16 protein-coding genes are annotated in these 19,094 nt (G+C 71.6%); 8 read left to right on the top strand and 8 right to left on the bottom strand.

From position 1 onward, the window contains the following. Positions 1-82 precede the first annotated feature (82 nt). Both O7616_RS05825 and O7616_RS05830 read right to left on the bottom strand, forming a co-directional pair. Positions 83-907 (bottom strand): DedA family protein, encoded by an 825-nt coding sequence (locus O7616_RS05825; protein WP_282263352.1) that lies wholly within the window; start codon positions 905-907, stop codon positions 83-85. A gap of 131 nt (positions 908-1,038) precedes the next feature. Next, the gene (locus O7616_RS05830; protein ID WP_282305917.1) at positions 1,039-2,610 is read right to left on the bottom strand and encodes an LPXTG cell wall anchor domain-containing protein; all 1,572 of its coding nucleotides are present in this window, start codon (positions 2,608-2,610) and stop codon (positions 1,039-1,041) included. Positions 2,611-2,791: 181 nt separating this feature from the next. Between O7616_RS05830 and O7616_RS05835 the strand changes: the two genes are divergently transcribed. Continuing rightward, complete coding sequence (locus O7616_RS05835) at positions 2,792-3,271, top strand: SigE family RNA polymerase sigma factor (RefSeq protein ID WP_282263350.1); 480 nt, start codon at positions 2,792-2,794, stop codon at positions 3,269-3,271. 2 nt (positions 3,272-3,273) lie between these two features. After that, positions 3,274-4,335: an LCP family protein gene (locus O7616_RS05840; RefSeq protein ID WP_282305918.1), complete on the top strand. Its 1,062-nt coding sequence runs from the start codon at positions 3,274-3,276 to the stop codon at positions 4,333-4,335. Positions 4,336-4,448: 113 nt separating this feature from the next. Here the strand turns inward: O7616_RS05840 and O7616_RS05845 are convergent, their stop codons facing one another. Both O7616_RS05845 and O7616_RS05850 read right to left on the bottom strand, forming a co-directional pair. Further along, on the bottom strand, positions 4,449-6,029 hold the full coding sequence (locus O7616_RS05845) for an LPXTG cell wall anchor domain-containing protein (RefSeq protein WP_282305919.1): 1,581 nt from the start codon (positions 6,027-6,029) through the stop codon (positions 4,449-4,451). 147 nt (positions 6,030-6,176) lie between these two features. After that, on the bottom strand, positions 6,177-6,389 hold the full coding sequence (locus tag O7616_RS05850) for a hypothetical protein (protein WP_282305920.1): 213 nt from the start codon (positions 6,387-6,389) through the stop codon (positions 6,177-6,179). 122 nt (positions 6,390-6,511) lie between these two features. On the opposite strand from O7616_RS05850, the gene O7616_RS05855 reads away from it, so the two are divergent. Next, positions 6,512-6,895, top strand: a complete 384-nt coding sequence (locus O7616_RS05855) for a phage holin family protein (protein WP_282263345.1) — start codon at positions 6,512-6,514, stop codon at positions 6,893-6,895. Between the two features lie 136 nt (positions 6,896-7,031). Next, positions 7,032-8,057, top strand: coding sequence for a class II fructose-bisphosphate aldolase (gene fbaA / locus O7616_RS05860; RefSeq protein ID WP_088986918.1), 1,026 nt, complete (start codon positions 7,032-7,034; stop codon positions 8,055-8,057). A gap of 51 nt (positions 8,058-8,108) precedes the next feature. Here the strand turns inward: fbaA and O7616_RS05865 are convergent, their stop codons facing one another. Beyond that, on the bottom strand, positions 8,109-9,302 hold the full coding sequence (locus O7616_RS05865) for a hypothetical protein (RefSeq protein WP_282305921.1): 1,194 nt from the start codon (positions 9,300-9,302) through the stop codon (positions 8,109-8,111). A gap of 249 nt (positions 9,303-9,551) precedes the next feature. Here O7616_RS05865 and O7616_RS05870 point away from each other — a divergent pair, with 249 nt between their 5' ends. Then, entirely contained in the window at positions 9,552-9,980 is a 429-nt protein-coding gene (locus O7616_RS05870) for a DUF3151 domain-containing protein (protein WP_282305922.1), read from the top strand. A 45-nt stretch (positions 9,981-10,025) separates the two neighbouring features. Here O7616_RS05870 and O7616_RS05875 read toward each other — a convergent pair whose 3' ends face one another. Beyond that, positions 10,026-11,729 (bottom strand): chromosome partitioning protein, encoded by a 1,704-nt coding sequence (locus tag O7616_RS05875; protein WP_348773873.1) that lies wholly within the window; start codon positions 11,727-11,729, stop codon positions 10,026-10,028. Positions 11,730-12,431: 702 nt separating this feature from the next. Continuing rightward, positions 12,432-13,511, bottom strand: a complete 1,080-nt coding sequence (locus O7616_RS05880; RefSeq protein ID WP_282305924.1) for a hypothetical protein — start codon at positions 13,509-13,511, stop codon at positions 12,432-12,434. A 124-nt stretch (positions 13,512-13,635) separates the two neighbouring features. On the opposite strand from O7616_RS05880, the gene O7616_RS05885 reads away from it, so the two are divergent. From O7616_RS05885 to purD, 3 genes are all read left to right on the top strand, one after another. Continuing rightward, entirely contained in the window at positions 13,636-14,925 is a 1,290-nt protein-coding gene (locus tag O7616_RS05885; RefSeq protein ID WP_282305925.1) for an adenylosuccinate synthase, read from the top strand. 555 nt (positions 14,926-15,480) lie between these two features. Beyond that, on the top strand, positions 15,481-16,044 hold the full coding sequence (locus O7616_RS05890) for a DUF559 domain-containing protein (RefSeq protein ID WP_282307818.1): 564 nt from the start codon (positions 15,481-15,483) through the stop codon (positions 16,042-16,044). Between the two features lie 152 nt (positions 16,045-16,196). Further along, positions 16,197-17,462, top strand: coding sequence for a phosphoribosylamine--glycine ligase (gene purD / locus O7616_RS05895; RefSeq protein ID WP_282305927.1), 1,266 nt, complete (start codon positions 16,197-16,199; stop codon positions 17,460-17,462). Here the strand turns inward: purD and O7616_RS05900 are convergent. Then, the gene (locus O7616_RS05900) at positions 17,453-19,015 is read right to left on the bottom strand and encodes an AMP-binding protein (protein ID WP_282305929.1); all 1,563 of its coding nucleotides are present in this window, start codon (positions 19,013-19,015) and stop codon (positions 17,453-17,455) included. The genes purD and O7616_RS05900 overlap by 10 nt on opposite strands. Between the last annotated feature and the right edge of the window lie 79 nt (positions 19,016-19,094).

The raw sequence follows: 19,094 nt of genomic DNA on the forward strand, positions 1-19,094 counted from the left end.
CCGGTCGCACCACCGGAGGCCGGGCACGACATGCCGACGGCCGACCCCCTCGCTAGGGGGCCGGCCGTCGTCGTACCCGGGGTCAGCGATCCTGGCCGTGCTCCGGTCGGCGGCGGTCGTGCTGGTGGTGCCCGTCGTGGTCGAACGCCTCACGGGCCGCCTCCACGGCCCCGGCGGCGCTGGCCGCCGCGACCACCGCGACCGCCTCGCCGCGCTTACGAGCCCGCCGGTCGCGGAGGAACTCGAAGAAGATCGGCAGCACCGAGATCACGATGATCAGGGCCACCACCGGCAGGATGTAGTGGTCGATCTTGTCGCCGATGGCCTGGTAGATCTGCTCCGCCAGCAGGTAGCCGATCAGCAGGATGCCGTCCACCCAGAGGATCGCGCCGACGACGTTCCAGAGCAGGAACTTCTTGGCCGGCATGCCGAGCGCGCCCGCGACCGGGTTGAGGAACGTCCGGACGATCGGGATGAAGCGCGCCAGGACAACTGCCTTCGCCGGGCCGAACTTCTGGAAGTAGTACTCGGCCTTCTCCACGTACTCCTTCTTGAAGAGCCGGGAGTTGGGCCGCTCGAACATCGGCCGGCCGTACCGGGCACCGAGCCAGTGCCCCAGTTGGGCGCCGACGATCGCGCAGATCGGCCCGCCGATCAGCAGGCCGGTCAGGGAGAGGCGGGTGCCGTCGCCGAAGATCGCGTCCGCCACCGGCGACGAGGCCACTCCGGCGAGGAACAGCAGCGAGTCGCCGGGGAAGAAGAAGCCCACCAGCAGGCCGGTCTCGGCGAAGAGGATCACCCACACACCGATCAGCCCGAAGGTCTGCAGGAGTTCCTTGGGATCGAGCGGGTTCAGGGCGACGCTCTCCCCGAGAGCGCGGATGTTCTCAGCTGTGTCCACGGCCACAAAGGGTACCGAAGCCCGAGGCCCCGGCCGCGCCGGACCGGCCCGTCACCACCCGCCCGCGCCGGGTGGCCCGACGACGGTGCCCCGCCGACCGCGACGGGTCGACGGGGCACCGGTGGTGCGGGGAAGGATCAGGCGACGAAGCGGGTCCGACGGCGCTTGGCCACCAGGTAGCCGCCGACGCCCACGGCGAGCAGCAGCGCGCCGAGACCGGCGATCAGACCGGTGGACTGGCCGGTGACCGGCAGACCGCCGTCGTCACCGCCCTGGCCCCCGCCGTTGCCGCCGTCGCCACCATTGCCGCCGTTGGCGGCGTTCACCAGGATCTCGGCGATGTCGTTGGCCGGGTTCAGGTCCTTGATCTCGGTCTCCTCGTGCCCGGTGCGCAGCATGACCTCACCGGCGTGCTTGCCGGCCTGGTCGATCCGCACCTGGAACTCGTAATCGACCTTCTCGCCCTTCCTGATCGAGCCGTCCACGAAGCACCGGTAGACCCGCGCGCCGGGCTTGCCCGGCTGCCACTCGTCGTCGTCGGAGTCGAAGCAGTTCTGCGGAGCGCGGACGGCGGTGACGCCCTTCGGCAGCGTGACGGTGGTGCCGACCCAGGGCGACTCGCTGCCACCCGTGTTGACGGCCGCCGGCCCGTTGTTGACGTAACCGACAGTGAGCCCGACGGTGGCGCCGACATCACCGGTCACCGTGGCACCGCGTGCTGCCACATCGGCCCTCTGGTTACCGGTCACCTTAAGGTCGATCCAGGTCGAGTTGTCCCACGGGTTGACGTCGGTCTGCTGGGAGCGCCGGTTCGCGACCGGCTCGAGCCTCAGCTCACCCTCGGTACCGTTCGGCCCGAGCTTGGCCGGGAGTTCGGCCTGGGACCGGTACTCGTCCCAGTCGGCAGGCGTGAACCAGGTGGAGAACCCGCCGAAGGTGTTCGGTGCCCAGCTGTCGGCAGGCACGGTGAACCCGAAGCTGTCGTCGAGGCGGAAGCCGGCGTTCGTGTCGATGGTCGCGTCAAAGCGGCAGGCGAACGCGAAGTCGTGCAGCAGGCCCTCGGTGTACTCGCAGTTCTCGTAGCGCTTCGAAGGCTGAAGACCATCCGCGCCGACGACATAGAGAACGGCGTCCTTCGCGGGCACCTCGCCCCGGTTGGTCACCTGCAACGGGGCCTTCAGCGTGCTGCCGGGCGCGCCCTCGAGCTCCAACAACTCGTTGGTGGTGAGGTCGACGCCCTCGCCGATCTCGACGGTCGAGCTGTAGGAGACGGGTCCGGACTTGTCGTCCGGCGTGACGGTGAAACGCAGCTCGCCCTTCTGATCGGGCTTGGCGTCGGCCTTCGCGCGAACGACGAGGGAGACGAGGTTCAGGTACGAGCCGTCGTCGTCCTGGTCCTCGACCTTGCACGTCAGGATCGCACCGGACTCGGTGCAGTTATCCGCGCTGCTCTCGACGTCGGCGAAACCGTCGACCTTGCTCCGGTCCACCGTGATCGCGTAGTCGCCGGGCTGTCGCTCCGTGGTGAGCGAGAAGAGGGTGAGCCACTTCTCGGTGCCGCCGGGCGCGACGATCACATTGTTGGCGTACAGGTCGAGATCCGCTGCCAGCGAGGCCGGTGCGGCGGAGGCGGAGGTGGCGGAGGCGGCGACGAACGCGCCTGCGACGCCCAGCCCGGCGAGCCAGCGCCGGGTGGAGTGCTCGAGCATTGGGGGTTCCCTCATGTCGGGGGACGAAAGGTGAAGCCTGTGGATCTTAAGGAACCGTTAAGGCTGGCTGCAGCCCGCTAAGCCACCCGCTGGGCAAGACCAACCGAAAGGTTGATCGGCGTCACCGCAATGTTCGGTCGGTCCACTCCCGTCATCTGAGGCAGGACCCCCAGGAGGTGCAGTGACGTACGAGGAGTTCGTGGACCTGCGGCTGGCACCGCTACTGCGGTACGCGGTCATGCTCACCGGTGATCCGCACGAGGCTCAGGATCTGGTCCAGGAGACCATGGTCCGGGTCCAGCTCAACTGGCGACGGGTCGCCCGGGCGGACTCGCCCGAGCGCTACGTACGCCGGATGCTCACCAACCAGTACGTCGACTGGCGGCGCGGCTCCTGGGTCCGCCGGGTGCTGCTGCGCGCGGAGCCCGACGCGGCGGTGCCGGCGCTCGCCGACCACGCCCAGTCGGCCGTGGACCGCGACCAGATCTGGTCCTGGCTGTCCCGGCTGCCGCGTCGCCAACGCGCCACCCTGGTGCTGCGCTACTACGAGGACCTGCCTGACGCCGAGATCGCCGACATCCTCGGTTGCGCCGTCGGGACCGTACGTTCGTCCATTTCCCGGGCACTGGCCACGCTGCGGGCCGAGTACGTGGAGGCGTGAACATGATCGAGGACGACCTGCGTGCCGCCTTCGCCCGGCACGAGCAGTTGACCCCGTCGACCGGCCCGGTGCGGGCCGCGATCGACCGGCTCGCCGCGACCCGCCGTCGCCGTCGGCAGCGGTTCCAGGCCGCCGGTGTCGCGTTCGCCCTGCTCGCCGCGCTCGGAGTCGGGGTACCGCAACTGCGCCCCGATCGGGCGGAGGAGGGCCCCTTGTTGCCCGCTCGACCGGCTGCCCCGCCGTCCGGGGCGCTGAACGTCCTGCTGCTCGGCGTGGACGGCTTCGGCGAGAACCCGTCGTACCGGTTGGCGGACTCCGTCCTGCTGCTGCACGTTCCGGCCGACCGGAGTCGGCCGTACCTCATCTCGTTGCCGCGCGACCTGGAGGTGACGGTCCCCGGCCGGGGGGTCGACAAGCTCAACAGCGCCTTCTACGGCGGTGCCGCCGAGCCCCGGCCCGACCTGGACGCCGGCTACGACCTGACCCGCCGGGTGGTCACCGACCTGACCGGGGTACGCGTCGACGCCGGCGCGGTGCTGACCTTCTCGGGGCTGCGCCGGATCACCGACGCCGTCGACGGGGTGGAGGTGTGCCTGCCGGACGAGGTCCGGTCCTGGCACACCCGCCGGGTCTTTCCGGCCGGTTGTCAGCAGCTCGACGGAGCTGCCTCGGTCGATCTGCTGCGGCAACGGCGGTACCTGCCCGACGGCGCTGTCGACCGGGACCGTAACGCCCAGCGCTACGTCGCCGGGCTGGTCAGGCGGGCGGTCGCCCAGGACGTGCTGAGCAACCCCGTCCGACTCGCCGCGCTGCTGTCGGCCGCCGGCAAGGGTCTGACCGTCGACGACGACGGCCTGCCGCTGACCGGGCTGGTGGCGGTGCTGCCCGAGCTGCGAAGCGTCGACCCGGTGGGGCTCAGCCTTCCGGTCGGCCCGCCGGTGGGCAACGCCTCGCGGCTGCAACTGGACCCGAAGCAGGGCCGGGCGTTCCTCGCCGCCCTGCGTGAGGACCGGTTGGCGCAGTGGGTGGAGCAGCACCCGGAGCAGGTCAACCGAACCCGTTGACGGACGAGAGTTCGCGGTGGTGCGCAGTCATGCGGACCGCGACGGAGCCCCGTCGTCCGGCTGCGGCACGGCGGGGCTCCGGTCGGACGGGGGGGGGGGGGGGGGGGGGCGGGTCAGGCGACGAAGTGGGTGCTGCGGCGTCGGGCGAGCAGGTAGCCGCTCACTCCGACGACGAGCAGCAGGCCGCCGAGGCCGGCGATCAGGCCGGTGGGGGCACCGGTGATGGGCAGCGCACCGCCGCCACCCGCGTCACCGCCGCCACCCCCGGCACCGTCGTCCCCGCCCTGGTCACCGCCGCCCTGGCCCGCGTTGACCACGATCCGGGCAGTGTCGTTGGCCGATTTGATGTCGTCCGCGAAGCCGTCCCCGCCGGGGCATTCGCACGGCGCGTTGACCCGCACCGAGCCCCGGGCGTTGGGGATGACCCTGTCGATGCGTAGCCGGAACTCCATGGTGTAGGTCGCACCGGCCACCAGGAGCATCTCCGAGTCGCACAGGTACGTCCGGGTGCCCTGCCGCAACCGGCAGCTCTCGGGGACCTCGACGGCGGTGGTGCCCGGCGGCAGCTCGACGTCCGTGTGGGTGGCGGCCTCGTAATCGGCGTTCACCTTGTCGAGTGTCGCCGGGCCGTTGTTCCGGAAGCCGACGGTCGCCGTGGCGACGGTGCCCGCGCCGCCCTTGAGCGCGGCACCGATCGCCGCGAGGTCGGTGCCGTTCGTGCCGGTGACCTTGATGGTCCATCCGGTGTCGCCGTTGCCCGGGTCGACGTCGGTCTGGTCGGCCTGCCGCACCCTGCCGGGCGCCTCGGCCAGAGTCAGTTCCGGGCCGCTGCCGGGGGTGGCCGCCCGGGCGCCCACGGCCTCGCGTACCCGGGTCAGGTCCTCGAAATCGGCAACCGTCATGAACTGGGCATAGCCGGCCTGGTTGCTGGGTGCGTAGGTGTCCCTGGCGAGTTCGAGGTTGAGTGTCCCGGCGAGCCCGGAGCCCGCCGGGATCTCCTGGTCGAACCGGCAGGAGAGCAGGTGGTCGTCGGAGTAGCGGCAGTTGCTGAACCGGTCGGTGGTCCGGATCGAGTAACCGAGGTCGAAGACCACGACGAATCCGGTGACGGTCCGCTCGCCGACGTTCGTCACCGCCAGCGGCACGCTGAACTTCCCGCCCGGCGTGGAGGAGGCGGTGGTGTACGGCCCGCCGGCCAGGTCGACCCCCTCGCCGACGCGGACGCGCGAGGTGTAGCCGCCCTGCCGCCCACCGGCCGCCTGGAAGCTGACGGCGACGTCGCCGGAGTCGCCGAGCTGCGCATCTCCGGTGAGACCGATGTGTACCCGCTTGACGACGGCGCGGTAGATCCCGCTGCCGAGCGGCGGCAGCTCGTCGAGGGCGACGTCGAAGGGCTCCTCGCAGACGAGCACGCCCGACTCCGGGGCTGTGCACTCCTGGCCGTCGGCGGGGGCCACGGTGATCTCGTCGGCCAGGGAGCGGTAGTCGTACCGCACGGAGACGTCGGTGAGCACCGTCGGCTCGTCGGCGTACAGGAACAGGGTGCGGGTGGTTCCCGCCGAGCCGACGGCCACTGTGCTGTCCTGGAAGTAGGGCTCGACGACGGTCGCGGCGACGGCGGGGGTGGCGGAGGCGGCGACCAACGCGCCTGCGGCACCGAGCCCGGTCAGCCAGCGGATCGATTGCCTGAACATGAGGTCCTCCCGTGGGGATACCGGTGACGCTCGTCCAACCTAGGCAGGCCCAGGCTCCTCCGGCACCCCACAGGGGATCGATGGACGTCTAACGAACCGAACGGCTGAGCGGCTCTGTCGCAACGGGCAGCCCACCCGGCGACCGGGTCAGCGGTAGTCGTCCTCGTCGCCGGTGACCACTCGGGCCTGCTCCATCGCGTCCCAGTCGCCGACCTCCAGGCCACGGTGGGGTTCGCCGTCGACGTCGTCCGGACCGACCGCGGTGGCCTGCTCGACCGCGTCGACCGGCTCGGCCTCCGGGTCACGCTCGTCCGGGGCGAGGTGGTCGCCGGGCGTGAAGTCCTCGTCGGGCTGACCCATCGTCCCTCCCGGGGTCTCGGGGCACGGTTCCCACCCACCGTACGGGCTCGGGCGGCGCCGCGCCCGGAAGCGAGTAGGCGGAATCAGCCCTCGACGACGCGACCCGATGCCAGGATGGTGCCGTGGGCTTCCTCATCCGACTGGCGATCACGGCGGTCGCGCTGTGGATAACCACTCTGATCGTGCCCGGGGTGGACGTGCACGGCCGCTCGGGCGGCAACACCGTCCTCACCCTGATCGTGGTGGCGTTGATCTTCGGCGTGATCAACGCGGTGCTCAAACCGGTGATCAAGGTCGTCGGCTGCGTGTTCTACCTGCTGACCCTGGGCCTGTTCGCGCTGGTGGTCAACGCTCTGCTGTTCCTGCTCACCGACCGGATCGCCCGCGGGCTCGACCTGCCGTTCCAGGTGGACGGTTTCTGGGCGGCGTTCTGGGGAGCCATCGTGATGACAGTGGTCACCTGGCTGATCAGCGTCATCGTGCCGGACAACTGGGACCGCCGGTGAACGGCTGACACCCGGGTCGGTTGTTCCGGCGCACGCCACCTGCGGGATACTGCCGGGCGGAGGACAGCGCGGTCCGGCGCACACGTGAACAACAGCGGCCAGCACGGCCGAGAGTGGTAAGTAAGGAGCACATCACATGCCCATCGCTTCCCCCGAGGCCTACGCGGAGATGCTGGACCGCGCCAAGGCCGGCCGGTTCGCGTACCCCGCGATCAACGTGACCTCCTCCCAGACGCTGAACGCGGCGCTCAAGGGCTTCGCCGACGCGGAGAGCGACGGCATCATCCAGGTCTCCACCGGTGGTGCCGAATACCTCTCCGGCCCGTCGATCAAGGACATGGTCACCGGCGCGGTGGCGTTCGCCGCGTACGCGCACGAGGTGGCCAAGAAGTACTCGGTCAACATCGCCCTGCACACCGACCACTGCCCGAAGGACAAGCTGGACAAGTTCGTCCGTCCGCTGATGGGCATCTCCCAGGAGCGGGTGAAGCGCGGCGAGGAGCCGCTGTACCAGTCGCACATGTGGGACGGTTCGGCCGTGCCGGTCGCGGAGAACCTCGAGATCGCCGCCCAGCTCCTCGACGAGGCCGCCAAGGCCAAGATCGTCCTGGAGATCGAGGTCGGCGTCGTCGGTGGCGAGGAGGACGGCGTCGAGAACGCCATCAACGACAAGCTCTACACCACCACCGAGGACGGCCTGGCCATGGTCGAGGCGCTCGGCCTCGGCGAGAAGGGCCGCTACATGGCGGCCCTGACCTTCGGCAACGTGCACGGCGTCTACAAGCCGGGCAACGTGAAGCTCCGCCCCGAGATCCTCAACCAGATCCAGGAGGCGGTCGGCGCGAAGTACGGCAAGGACAAGCCGCTGAGCCTGGTCTTCCACGGCGGCTCGGGCTCGCTGCTCAGCGAGATCCGCGAGGCGCTGGACTACGGCGTGGTGAAGATGAACATCGACACCGACACCCAGTACGCCTTCACCCGGCCCGTCGCGGACCACATGCTCCGCAACTACGACGGCGTGCTGAAGATCGACGGCGAGGTCGGCAACAAGAAGCAGTACGACCCGCGTGCCTGGGGCAAGGCCGCCGAGGCCGGTCTGGCCGCCCGGGTCGTCGAGGCGTGCGAGCACCTGCGCTCCACCGGCACCACGATGACCAAGTAACGACGTACCACCGACGGCCGGCTCCCCACGCGGGGGCCGGCCGTTCGTCGTTCACGCGGTCAACAGGCGGACGGCCTCGTGGACGTCGTCGGTCAGGTGGATCGACGCCGACAGGTCCCCGAACGGGGACGCGGCCAGCAGCGGACGCAGCAACGACTCCACCGGCAGCTCCCGGGTCCAGTAGGGGCGGTCCAGGAAGATGTACGCGCCACTGGCACCGTCGGTGCCGTAGTAGGTCTTGGTGGCCGCCTGGAAGACCTCCTGCACCGTGCCCGCCCGCCCCGGGGCGAAGACGATGCCTCCCCGGGCGAGCCGCAGGATGGTGTCCTCCCGGATCGCGTTCGAGAAGTACTTGGCGATCCGCCCGGCGAACAGGTTCGCCGGTTCGTGCCCGTACAGCCAGGTCGGGATGGCCAGCCCACCCGCCCGCGCCCAACCCCGGTCGTCACCCCGCTGCCGGGGTACGCCCGCGTACCGCTGCCGGACCGTCAGCGCCGTCGCCGTGTAGCGGTGGTGGTCGGTGAAGTCGGGCGCGGTGGCCAACAGGTCGATCGCCGCCGTCACGTCGGTCGCCGGCCGGTCCGCCAGATAGGCGCCGAGGTTCGCCGCCTCCATCACCCCGGGACCGCCGCCGGTCACCACCAGGCGGTCGGCCCGGGCCAGCTCCCAACCCAACACCGCCGCCATCCGGTACGCGGGACTGCCTCGCCGTACCGCGTGGCCACCCATGATGCCCACCACCGACTGCGGACCGTGCCCGGCCAGCCAGGCTCGGGTCGCGTCGGCCAACGCGTTGTCCACCCCGTGGTCGTGCAACCGTTGGCCCAGCGCCTCCTTGACGTCCGGCAACGCGCCGCCGTGCGCCCGGTAGTGGTCGTACACCCGGGTGTCGTACATCCCGGCGAACCCGCCCTCGGCGAACCCGGCGGCCAGGTCCTCGGGGGTGTAGAGGTGTGTCGGCTGGGTCGGGTACGGCAGCCCCGAGAACGGCGGCACCACGTTCGCGCCGCGCCGGACCAGGTCGGCGCCGACCTCCCGGGACGCGAAGCGGCAGCCCACGAAGAGGGTGCCCACCACGTCGACGCCGGTCAGGTCGGGCACCGGGGCGAGGTCGAGACGCAGGCCCTGCACGGTCAACCCGGTCAGCCGGCCGGTGGCCAGCTGCCGGCGCAGCTCGTCCGGGGTCTGGATCTCGCCGGCGTGCAGATGCGGCTCGATGACGTCGGCGGGAGGTGGGGTCGGCACCGGGCCATCCTGCCCCTTCGCCGGGGCCCGGCCAAACCTCGGGCCAGGCGGGAGACGACAGGAGCCCGGTGACCGTGGTCACCGGGCTCCTGCGTTACCGGTTCCTGGGGAGGCTCCGGACCATTAGTTGTAGTGGAAAACACCTGACGGCGGCATAGGCCGCAGGCGTGACCAACTCCTCAGCCGTTCAGCGGAACGTGTCGGCCGACCCGCTCGCGTGTCGCCCTGTCCAGCGGGTTGAATGGGGCGATGCAGAACCTTTTGCCAGAGCCACCGGCCACCCGGCTGCCCGCGAACGACGAGGCCGACGCCGCCCTGGCTGCCGCCGGAGACGCCGGCACCGACGAGGCGTTCGCCGGCGTGGCGGCCGGCTTCCCCACCTTCAGCGCGGCCTGGGCTGAGCTAGCGGCCCGGGCGCTCGCGCAGGACCAGGTGGTGGCGGCGTACGCCTACGCGCGCACCGGCTACCACCGGGGCCTCGACCAACTACGTCGCAGCGGTTGGAAGGGGCACGGCCCGGTGCCGTGGTCGCACGAGCCCAACCGGGGCTTCCTCCGCTGCCTCTACGTGCTGTCCCGGGCCGCGGACGAGATCGGCGAGGCCGACGAGGCGGCCCGCTGTGCCCAGTTCCTGCGCGACTGCGACCCGGAGGCGGCGGACGCGCTCGCGAGCAACTGATCCCGCTCCGACGGCCGGCCCGGTCTCGGGCCGGCCGTCGGTGGCTTACAGCCCTTCGGCGACCGCGGCGGCGATCTTCAGCCAGGCGTCCCGGGTGGCCGAGGAGAGCCCGCCGTAACGGATCGGCTCGCCGGTGTCGATGAGCCGTTCGTAGGGGGCCAGCAGCACCGCCCGGGTACGGGCCGCGAAGTGCTCCTGGATGGCCGGCAGGTCGATCTCCTTGCGGGACGGCGGCATCGACACCACGGTCACGGCCTGCCGGACCAGTCGTTGCCGGCCGCTCTGCTCCAGGTGGTCGAGCATCCGGGCGGCGGTCTCCGCCGAGTCGTTCCGGGCCGACATGGTGACCACCAACTGGTCGGTGGCGTCCATCGAGGCCTGCCAGTTCTGCGCCCGGACGTTGTTGCCGGTGTCCACGAAGATCAACTTGTAGAACCGGCTGACCACCTCGCGGATCTCCGCGAACGCGGCGGCCGTCAACATCTCGCCACCCGTGGCCGACTCGTCCGAGGCCAGGACGTCGAACATCCCCTCGCCCTGCGAGCGCACGTACTGCGACAGGTCGCCGACCCGCCCGTGTGCACCCTGGAACTGGCCGAGGTCACGCAGCATGTCCCGCACCGTGCGGGAGTGGAAGTCCTGCTGGGCGCGCATCCCCAGGGTGCCCTGGGTCTCGTTGTTGTCCCACGCCAGCACGTAACCGCCGCGCTTCTGCCCGAACGTCATCGCGAGCAGCAGGATGGCCACCGTCTTACCGGCGCCGCCCTTCGGGTTGACCACTGTCACCTGCCGCAGCCCGCCGAAGTTGCGGCGCACCATCTCGATGTCCCGCTTGAGTTCCTGCTCGTGACGACCGGGCGAGAGCCGGAGCAGGCCCATCTTGTTGACCACGGCGCGTACGCCCATGGTCGCCACCGGGTCGGCGGGTCGGACCTGCCGACGTCGGCTGAAGTCCTCGGCGGTCGGCACCGGCGTGGACTCCGGAGTCCAGCTCGCGTCCGGGTAACCCGTGGCGGCGGGATATCCAGGGGTGGGCGCCCGGCTCACGCCCTCGGCTTCCGGGTACGGCTGACCAGGCGGGGCACCAGGTGTGCCCTGCTGCCACGGCGGCGGGTACCAACCGGGGGACGGCGGGTACGGTCCGGGCGGTGTGGCCGGCTGAGCAGCCGCCTGCTGGGGCGGATTGCCGAACTGCGTCAGGTCGGGCGGGGGCGGGATCGACGCCGGGCTGACCTGACCGGGGATCGCCGGATCGGCCGGGGCAGGGCCGGGCTGCGCGACGCCGGTGTGCGGCCCCGGCGGGGGTGGGACCGGGGGTGTGGCGGTGGCGGCCTCGTCGGGTGCCGGCGCGCCCGCCGGGCGTTGCGGCGGGTACGCCCACGGCGACTCGTTGGCCGGCCGTGCCGCCGCCCCGGCGGAAGCGTCGTCAGCGCCGCCGTCAGCCGGGGGCGTCGGTGCGGTCGGCGTGGATTCCGCCGACGCGGGCTCTGCGGCGCTGCCGCGACCGGCGGGCGTGCCCGGAGTGGCGGGGCGGTCGGTGGGCGTGGCAGGCCCGGCGGGGCGGTCGGTCGGCGTGGCAGGCCCGGCGGCGGTGCCAGCCGTGGTGGGTCGGTCGGTGCGCGCGCTGGGGTCGGCCGGCGTGCCGGCTGCGGTGGGGCGGTCCAGGGTGAAGGGCAGGTCCAGGTCGACGCCGCCCGGGCTGTTCGGCGGGACGGGAACGGCCGCCGTGCCACGGTCACCGGTCGGCACCGGGGCCGCTCCGGTCGCCGCTCCGGTCGACTCGGCTCGGCTGCCCGGCGCGAAGGCGGTGGGCGGTGTCGCCGCGCCCGGGGCAGCGCCGCCAGCCCCGTTGCCGCCCGGCACGCCGCTGTTCGCGGGAGTGTTGCTCGTCGGCGGTGCGCCGGTGCCGGGGGGCGTCGACCCGGTGGTCGGGCCGGGCGGCGTCGACGTGGTGGTCGGGCCGGGCGGCGTCGACGCGGTGGTCGGATCCGCCGGTGGCGGCCAACTCGGCTGGGGCGCCCACCCCGACCCGGCGCCGGCCGAGCCGCCGGCCCCCCACGCCCCGGGTGGTGGAACGGCACCGGTGAGCGACGGGTAGTCGGACGGAGACGGGGGCGGCAGGGGCGCCGCCCCCGGCTGGCCGGGAACCGGCGGTCGGCTGATCGGCGGCGCGGCCACCGGAGGTGTCACCGGACCGGACGCGACCGGCGGCGGCGTGCTCCGCTGCTCGGCGACCGCCGCCCACGGCGGTACGACTTCGCCCCGGTCGGTCGGCTCCGGCGGCCAGAGTGGTTCGATGTCCCGCTCCGGCACCGGCTGCTGGCCGTGCACCTGTGCCCGGTCGGCGTTCTCGTCCATTACGGCCCTCCCCAGTCCTCCTGCGAGGATAGGCGCAACCGCCCACGGAGGCCGGTCGGCGCAGCGGAGAGCGACCGCTCTACGCGGCCGAGGTCAGCTCGACCACACCGCCCAGGCACCCGGCTCGACCCACCACGAACGCTTCCGGGTCAGCTCGCCCTCGACCCCATCGTCGAGGTAGGGCACCTTCCCCTCCCTCGGCAGCACCGAAACCGCGCGACCGCGCGCCCGCCGGACCTCGAGGCGTACCCTCTTGCGGCCCAACGCCGACCGGACGACAACCGGCACGGCGACCGCGACCTCGACCTGGCCGTCGGCCGGATCCGGTGCGGTCAGCAGTGTCACGTCGTCGAGCGCCGCGTACCCGCCGGCGTTGGCGACCGCGCAGGCCAGCAACGGTTCGTCACCGTCGGTGAGGATGGTGTCGTCCACCTCCACCCGAGCCCGCCACTGCAACGGTCGGCCGGCGTCGTCGGCGGCACCGAGCAACGCGCCGTCGAGCGTCACCGAACCGGCGTCGTTGCGCAGCAGATCCAGTCGGCGAGGTGTGCCGTCCAACACCGCGCCGGCCACCGCAGCGGGGTCGCGGGGCAGCCCGAGCTGCGCGGCGAGGTCCCGCTGGTTGCCGGCCCGGGCCGGATCGAGCGGGAGTACGGCCACCGGCGGCAGGTCGGGCAGGGTCCGGTTGCCGGGCAGGTCCGCCGGACGCCGACTCGGCGCCGGGGCGTACCGCCGGACCAGCCGGCGCAGCACGGCGCGCAACTGCCCGTCGCTGGCCGTGGCGACGACCAGCCGGGTCTTGCCGTCCGGATCCGGCCAGGTGAGACCGTCCGGGCGGGCCGGGCCGTCGAGCCGGGCCAACACCGCGTCGATCTCCGCGTCGGAGCGGGCGGTGACCGTCTCCACCCGGGCGCCCCGTTCGGTCAACGCGTCGGCGCAGGCCAGCACCGGCACCCGTGGACGCTCGGTGGCGCAGTGCCCGCTGTCACCTCCGGCCTGGCTGGTCGTGCCGGTGTCGGTCTCGGCCTGGCTGGTCGTGCCGGTGTCGGTCTCGGCCTGGCTGGTCGTGTCGGTGTCGGTGTCGGCCGCACCGCCGCAGCAGGCCCCTCCGCTGCCACAGCCCCCGGGAGCGTCCCGCTCCGAACCGAGGGTGAGCAGCACCACGTCGTACACGGAAGGAGCCTCCTGCCTCTCGACGCGACCCCTGCCGGCCGCGCCGTCACTACTTGTTAACCTGACACCCCGGGCTCGCCAACCGGTCGCCACCTGGCACCCGAGCCTTCTGGAGGCGGAAAAGATGCCAGCGATCGTGCTCATCGGCGCTCAGTGGGGCGACGAGGGCAAGGGCAAGGTTACCGACCTGCTGGGTGAGCGGGTCGACTACGTCGTGCGCTACTCCGGCGGCAACAACGCCGGCCACACGGTGATCACCCCGGACGGCCAGAAGTACGCCCTGCACCTGATGCCCTCCGGAGCGCTCTCGCCGAACGCGATGATCGTCATCGGCAACGGTGTGGTGGTCGACCCGAAGGTGCTGCTCGCCGAGATCGACGGCCTGGCCGAGCGCGGCGTCGACGTGTCCCGGCTGCGGATCTCTGGCGACGCGCACCTGATCATGCCGCACCACCGGGCGTTGGACCGGGTGATCGAGCGTTACCTCGGCTCGTCCCGGATCGGCACCACCGGCCGGGGCATCGGCCCCGCGTACGGCGACAAGGTCGCCCGGATCGGCATCCGACTCCAGGACCTGCTCGACCCGGGCATCCTGCGCAAGAAGCTGGAACTCGCGCTGCGCGAGAAGAACCAGATCCTGTTCAAGGTCTACAACCGCAAGGCGATCGACGTCGACGCGACGGTCGAGGAGTACCTGGAGTACGCGGAGCGGCTCAAGCCGTACATCGCGGAGACCCGGGCGATGCTCTGGGACGCCCTGGACCGGGGTGAGACGGTGCTGCTGGAGGGCGCGCAGGCCACCATGCTCGACATGGACCACGGCACGTACCCCTTCGTGACCTCGTCCAACCCGACCGCCGGTGGGGCCTGCGTGGGCGCCGGCATCCCGCCGACCGCGATCAACAAGGTGATCGCGGTGAGCAAGGCGTACACCACCCGGGTCGGTGCGGGGCCGTTCCCGACCGAGCTGTTCGACGCCAACGGCGACCACCTGCGCAAGATCGGTGCCGAGTACGGCACGACCACCGGGCGGGAACGCCGGTGTGGGTGGTTCGACGCGGTCGTCGCCCGGTACGCGTGCCGCCTCAACGGCGTCACCGACCTGGTCATCACCAAGCTGGACGTGCTCACCGGCATGCCCAAGGTGCCGATCTGCGTCGGCTACGAGATCAACGGTGTGCGGGTCGACGACATGCCGATGAGCCAGACGGACTTCCACCACGCCAAGCCGGTCTACGAGGAACTCGACGGCTGGTGGGAGGACATCACCAAGGCGAGAACCGCCGAGGACCTCCCGGAGAACGCCCGCCGCTACATCGCGCGCATCGAAGAACTCTGCAACACCAAGGTCAGCGTCGTAGGCGTAGGCCCCGGCCGCGACGAAAACGTAATCCTGACCCCCCTCCTCCCCTAGGTCCCACCCCCACCCCTGCCCCCGGCTGCCCCCGCCTCTCCCCGGTGATCAAGAGGTTTGCGTCAAATCCAGGCCGGATTCTGACGCAAACCTCTTGATCACCGAGGTGAGGGTGGGGGTTATCCACAGGGGTTCCTGGGTTGTCCACAGGGGCTTCGGTGGGGCGGGGTGGATGGGCAGGGTGTGGGTGTGGGACCACACCAGCTTCTTCGTGACGTCGCGGCCCGGCAGGACGGGATGGTCACCCTGGCGCAGGCGTTGCGTGCCGGCCTGACCAGGGATGAGGTTCGACAACTCCACCGGTCCGGCAGATGGCAGCGGCTTTTGCGCGGCTGCTTCGTTCCGGACGCGGATCTGGGCGACTCGACGCGACGGCGGGCACGGATCCGCGCTGCGGTCGTGAGCCTTGGCCCAGGCGCCTTCGCTGTTCTGGACACCGCACTCGAGTTGCACGGCATCGCGGGTCTTCGGCGGACTGGACAGGTCCACGTCTCGGTGCCGGTCGATCGACCGAGGCATCAGCGCGTCCCGGTTCCGTGGCTGACCGTGCATCAGATGACAGTTGGTCCCGGCGAGATCACCGAGGTTGCGGGCATTCGCGCTACCGCACCGCTTCGCACTGTCTCTGATGTCGTCCTCCTGGTCGATCGCTATCCGGCGGTCTCGGTCCTCGACTCGGCGCTGAATCAAGGTCGCATCGATCCCACCCAACTGATGGTGATCCCGAGCCTCATCCGAGGACGGCGGGGCGCGGTCTCGGCACGGGCTTACCTGGCTGAGGCCGACGGTCGGGCGCAGTCGCCGCTGGAGACCCGTAGCCGGCTGCGGTGCGTGGACGGCCGGGTGCCACCGGACGTGCTCCAGTTGGAGGTACGCGACGACGACGGTTATCTGCTCGGCATCGGTGACCTGGGCTGGCGCGGTCCGAGGGTCATCGCGGAGGCGGACGGCCGAGACGCCCACGGCACCCCGGAGGCCGCCTTCGCTGATCGTCGCCGACAGAATCGTCTGGTCAACGCCGGCTGGACCGTCCTCCGCTTCACCTGGCAGGACACTCTCCGTCCCGACTACATCCCCTGGACCGTCCGCCAAGCGATCGCCGCCGCCCAGCCAAGGTGACCGACCCCCAGCGAAGGTGACCGACCCCCCCCAGCGAAGGTGATCAAGAGGTTTGCGTCAAATCAACGCTCGATTCTGACGCAAACCTCTTGATCAACCGGGAGGGGCGGTGAGGGGCGGGTGGGTGCGGTGGGGGCAGTAGGATGCCGGGCGTGCGGGTTCTTCTGGTGGGTGGTGGCGGGCGGGAGCATGCGCTCGCGCTCGGGCTGGTGGCTGATTCGGGTGTTTCTGCGCTGATTGCCGCACCCGGTAATCCGGGGATCGCTTCGCTCGCCGAGCTGCGGACGGTGACTCCGACAGATCCTGCCGCGGTGGCGGCGTTGGCCGTGGAGACCGCGGCTGACCTGGTGGTGATCGGGCCGGAGGCGCCGCTCGTCGCCGGGGTCGCCGACGCGGTACGCGCCAAGGGCATCCCCGTGTTCGGTCCGTCCGGCGCGGCCGCCCAACTGGAGGGCTCGAAGGCGTTCGCCAAGGACGTGATGACCGCCGCCGGCGTGCCGACCGCCCGGGCGTACGTCTGCACCGACGACGAGAGCACCGCTCGGGCGCTGGACGAGTTCGGTGCCCCGTACGTGGTGAAGGACGACGGGCTCGCCGCCGGCAAGGGTGTGGTGGTGACCCACGACCGGGCCGCCGCGCTGACCCACGCTCGCGAGTGTGGACGGGTCGTGGTCGAGGAGTTCCTCGACGGCCCGGAGGTCAGTCTCTTCGTGGTCACCGACGGTGAGGCGGCGTTGCCGCTGCTGCCGGCACAGGATTTCAAGCGGCTGGGCGATGGCGACACCGGGCCGAACACCGGCGGCATGGGGGCGTACGCGCCGCTGGCCTGGGCACCGTCGGGCCTGGTCGACGACGTCATGCGCGACGTGGTCCACCCGACGTTGGCGGAGATGCGCCGCCGGGGCACCCCGTTCGCCGGCCTGCTCTACGTCGGGCTCGCGATCACCGCCGCCGGCCCTCGGGTGATCGAGTTCAACGCGCGTTTCGGCGATCCGGAGACCCAGGTGGTGCTCGCGCTGCTGGAGACCCCACTGGGCGGGCTGCTGCACGCGGCGGCCACCGGCACGCTGAGCGAGCACCCACCGCTGCGGTGGCGCGACGGCAGCGCGGTGACCGTGGTGCTCGCCTCCGAAGGCTATCCGGCCGCGCCGCGTACCGGCGATGTCATCAGCGGCGCGGACCGTCCGGGCATCATCCACGCCGGCACCGCCCGCCGGGACGACGACGGCGCGTTGCTCTCCGCCGGCGGCCGGGTCCTCTGCGGTACGGCCACCGGCCCCGACCTGGCCGCCGCGCGGGACGCCGCGTACGTGCTGGTGGACGGGGTGGAGCTGCCCGGTTCGCAGCATCGCACCGACATCGCCGCCGCCGCGATCGAGGGGCGGATCACCATCCCCGGTGGGGCGACTCAGCCGTAGTAGCGGCGTAGTTCGCGGGCGAGCACCTTGCCGGTGGCGTTTCGGGGCAGGTATTTCACGAAGACCACGTCCCGGGGCACCGAGAAGCGTGCCAGGTAGTGCCGGACGTACTCGCGTACCGCCTCGGGGTCGAGGGTTTCGCCGGGGTGCAGGGCGAGGAACGCGGAGAGGCGCTGGCCGTACTCGGGGTCGGGTACGCCGATCACGGCCACCTCGCGGACCTGGGGAAGCTGGGCGAGCAGATCCTCCACCTCGGAGGGGAAGACGTTCTCGCCACCGGAGACGATCATGTCGTCGGCCCGGCCGTCGACGAAGAGCAGCCCGTCGGTGTTGAGTCGGCCGAGGTCGCCCGTGTCGAGCAGGCCGTCGCGGGTTTCTCGGCTGGCGCCTGAGGTGTAGCCCTCGAAGAGCATCTCGTTGCCGACGAAGATGCGCCCGACCCGGCCGTGCGGCACCGGCTGCCCGTCGTCGTCGAGCAACTCCAGCCGGGTGCCGTGCGGGGGCCGACCGGCTGTGGTGGGTGCCTGGCGCAGGTCCTGTGGGCCGGCGATGGACGCCCAGGAGACCTCGGTGGAGCCGTACAGGTTGTAGAGCACGTCGCCGTAGGCGTCCATGAACTTCGGTGCGAGCCCACCGGGCAGGGCCGACCCGCTGACCGCGACGACAGTGAGCGGGGGACGTGGGTCGGGGGGCGGCACCTCCATCAGCCGCTGCAGCATCACGGGTACGGCGAACAGCGCGTCGCACCGGTGCGCGGTGAGGGCGGCGAGCGTGGCGGCGGGGTCGAAGCGTCGGTGCAGCACGATGGTGGCCCGCAGGGCCAGGCACACCTGGAGGGCGGCGAGGCCCCAGGTGTGGAAGATCGGCGCGGCGATCATCACCCGGCCCCGGGCGTGCAGCGGAATGCGGTCGATGATGGACACCAGCGGGCCGAAGCCGCTCGGCGTGGGTCGGCGCGCGCCCTTGGGCGTGCCGGTGGTGCCGGAGGTGAGCACGATGATCCGGCCGTCGCGCTCGGGTGGGTGCAGGTCACCCGGCAGGGCTCCGGCGACAAGCTCCTCGCGGGCGCGTTCGTCGAGCCGGGTGAGTTCGGCGGGGAGTCCGAGGACCCGCTCGGCGAACTCGTCGTCGTGGACCAGCAGACGTAGCCGCTGCTCCTCGGCGACGGTGCCCAGTTGGGCCGCGGAGAGCCCGGTGTTGACCAGCACCGCGTCGACGCCGAGCAGGGTGGCGGCGACGATCGTCTCGATCAGACCGTGGTGGTTGCGGCAGAGCACGCCGATCCGGTCGCCCGCCTGCACGCCGAGCCCGGCCCGCATCGATCGGGCCATCCGTTCGGCCCGGTCGAGCAGATCGTGGTACGTCAGCTCGACGCCGTTCTCGTCGATGACCGCAGTTCGTCCGGGGTCCCGGGCGGCCGCCTGACGCAGCTCGCCCGCCAGGCTCCAACCCCACGTACGCAGGGCGTTGAGCTGTGCGGCGACCCGGATCGGGCTGCCCGGGGTGAGCAGTCCGCGACGGGTCAGCGTGGCGACGACGAACGGCAGGTCCATGCCGCAGACCTCCTACGGTGGTGCGCGGACGGGCGACGCGGCTCCCCGTCCATCAGGGCTTCTTTCCTTGATCATGCAC

The sequence above is a fragment of the Micromonospora sp. WMMD964 genome (assembly GCF_029581455.1).
Classification (GTDB): domain Bacteria; phylum Actinomycetota; class Actinomycetes; order Mycobacteriales; family Micromonosporaceae; genus Micromonospora.

Excerpts from the sequence above, each read along its gene's own strand:
- O7616_RS05870 (WP_282305922.1), top strand. The coding sequence starts at position 9,552 with ATGCAGAACCTTTTGCCAGAGCCACCGGCCACCCGGCTGCCCGCGAAC.
- O7616_RS05830 (WP_282305917.1), bottom strand. The coding sequence starts at position 2,610 with ATGCTCGAGCACTCCACCCGGCGCTGGCTCGCCGGGCTGGGCGTCGCA.
- O7616_RS05890 (WP_282307818.1), top strand. The coding sequence starts at position 15,481 with ATGACAGTTGGTCCCGGCGAGATCACCGAGGTTGCGGGCATTCGCGCT.
- O7616_RS05850 (WP_282305920.1), bottom strand. The coding sequence starts at position 6,389 with ATGGGTCAGCCCGACGAGGACTTCACGCCCGGCGACCACCTCGCCCCG.
- fbaA (WP_088986918.1), top strand. The coding sequence starts at position 7,032 with ATGCCCATCGCTTCCCCCGAGGCCTACGCGGAGATGCTGGACCGCGCC.
- O7616_RS05885 (WP_282305925.1), top strand. The coding sequence starts at position 13,636 with ATGCCAGCGATCGTGCTCATCGGCGCTCAGTGGGGCGACGAGGGCAAG.
- O7616_RS05900 (WP_282305929.1), bottom strand. The coding sequence starts at position 19,015 with ATGGACCTGCCGTTCGTCGTCGCCACGCTGACCCGTCGCGGACTGCTC.
- O7616_RS05845 (WP_282305919.1), bottom strand. The coding sequence starts at position 6,029 with ATGTTCAGGCAATCGATCCGCTGGCTGACCGGGCTCGGTGCCGCAGGC.
- O7616_RS05840 (WP_282305918.1), top strand. The coding sequence starts at position 3,274 with ATGATCGAGGACGACCTGCGTGCCGCCTTCGCCCGGCACGAGCAGTTG.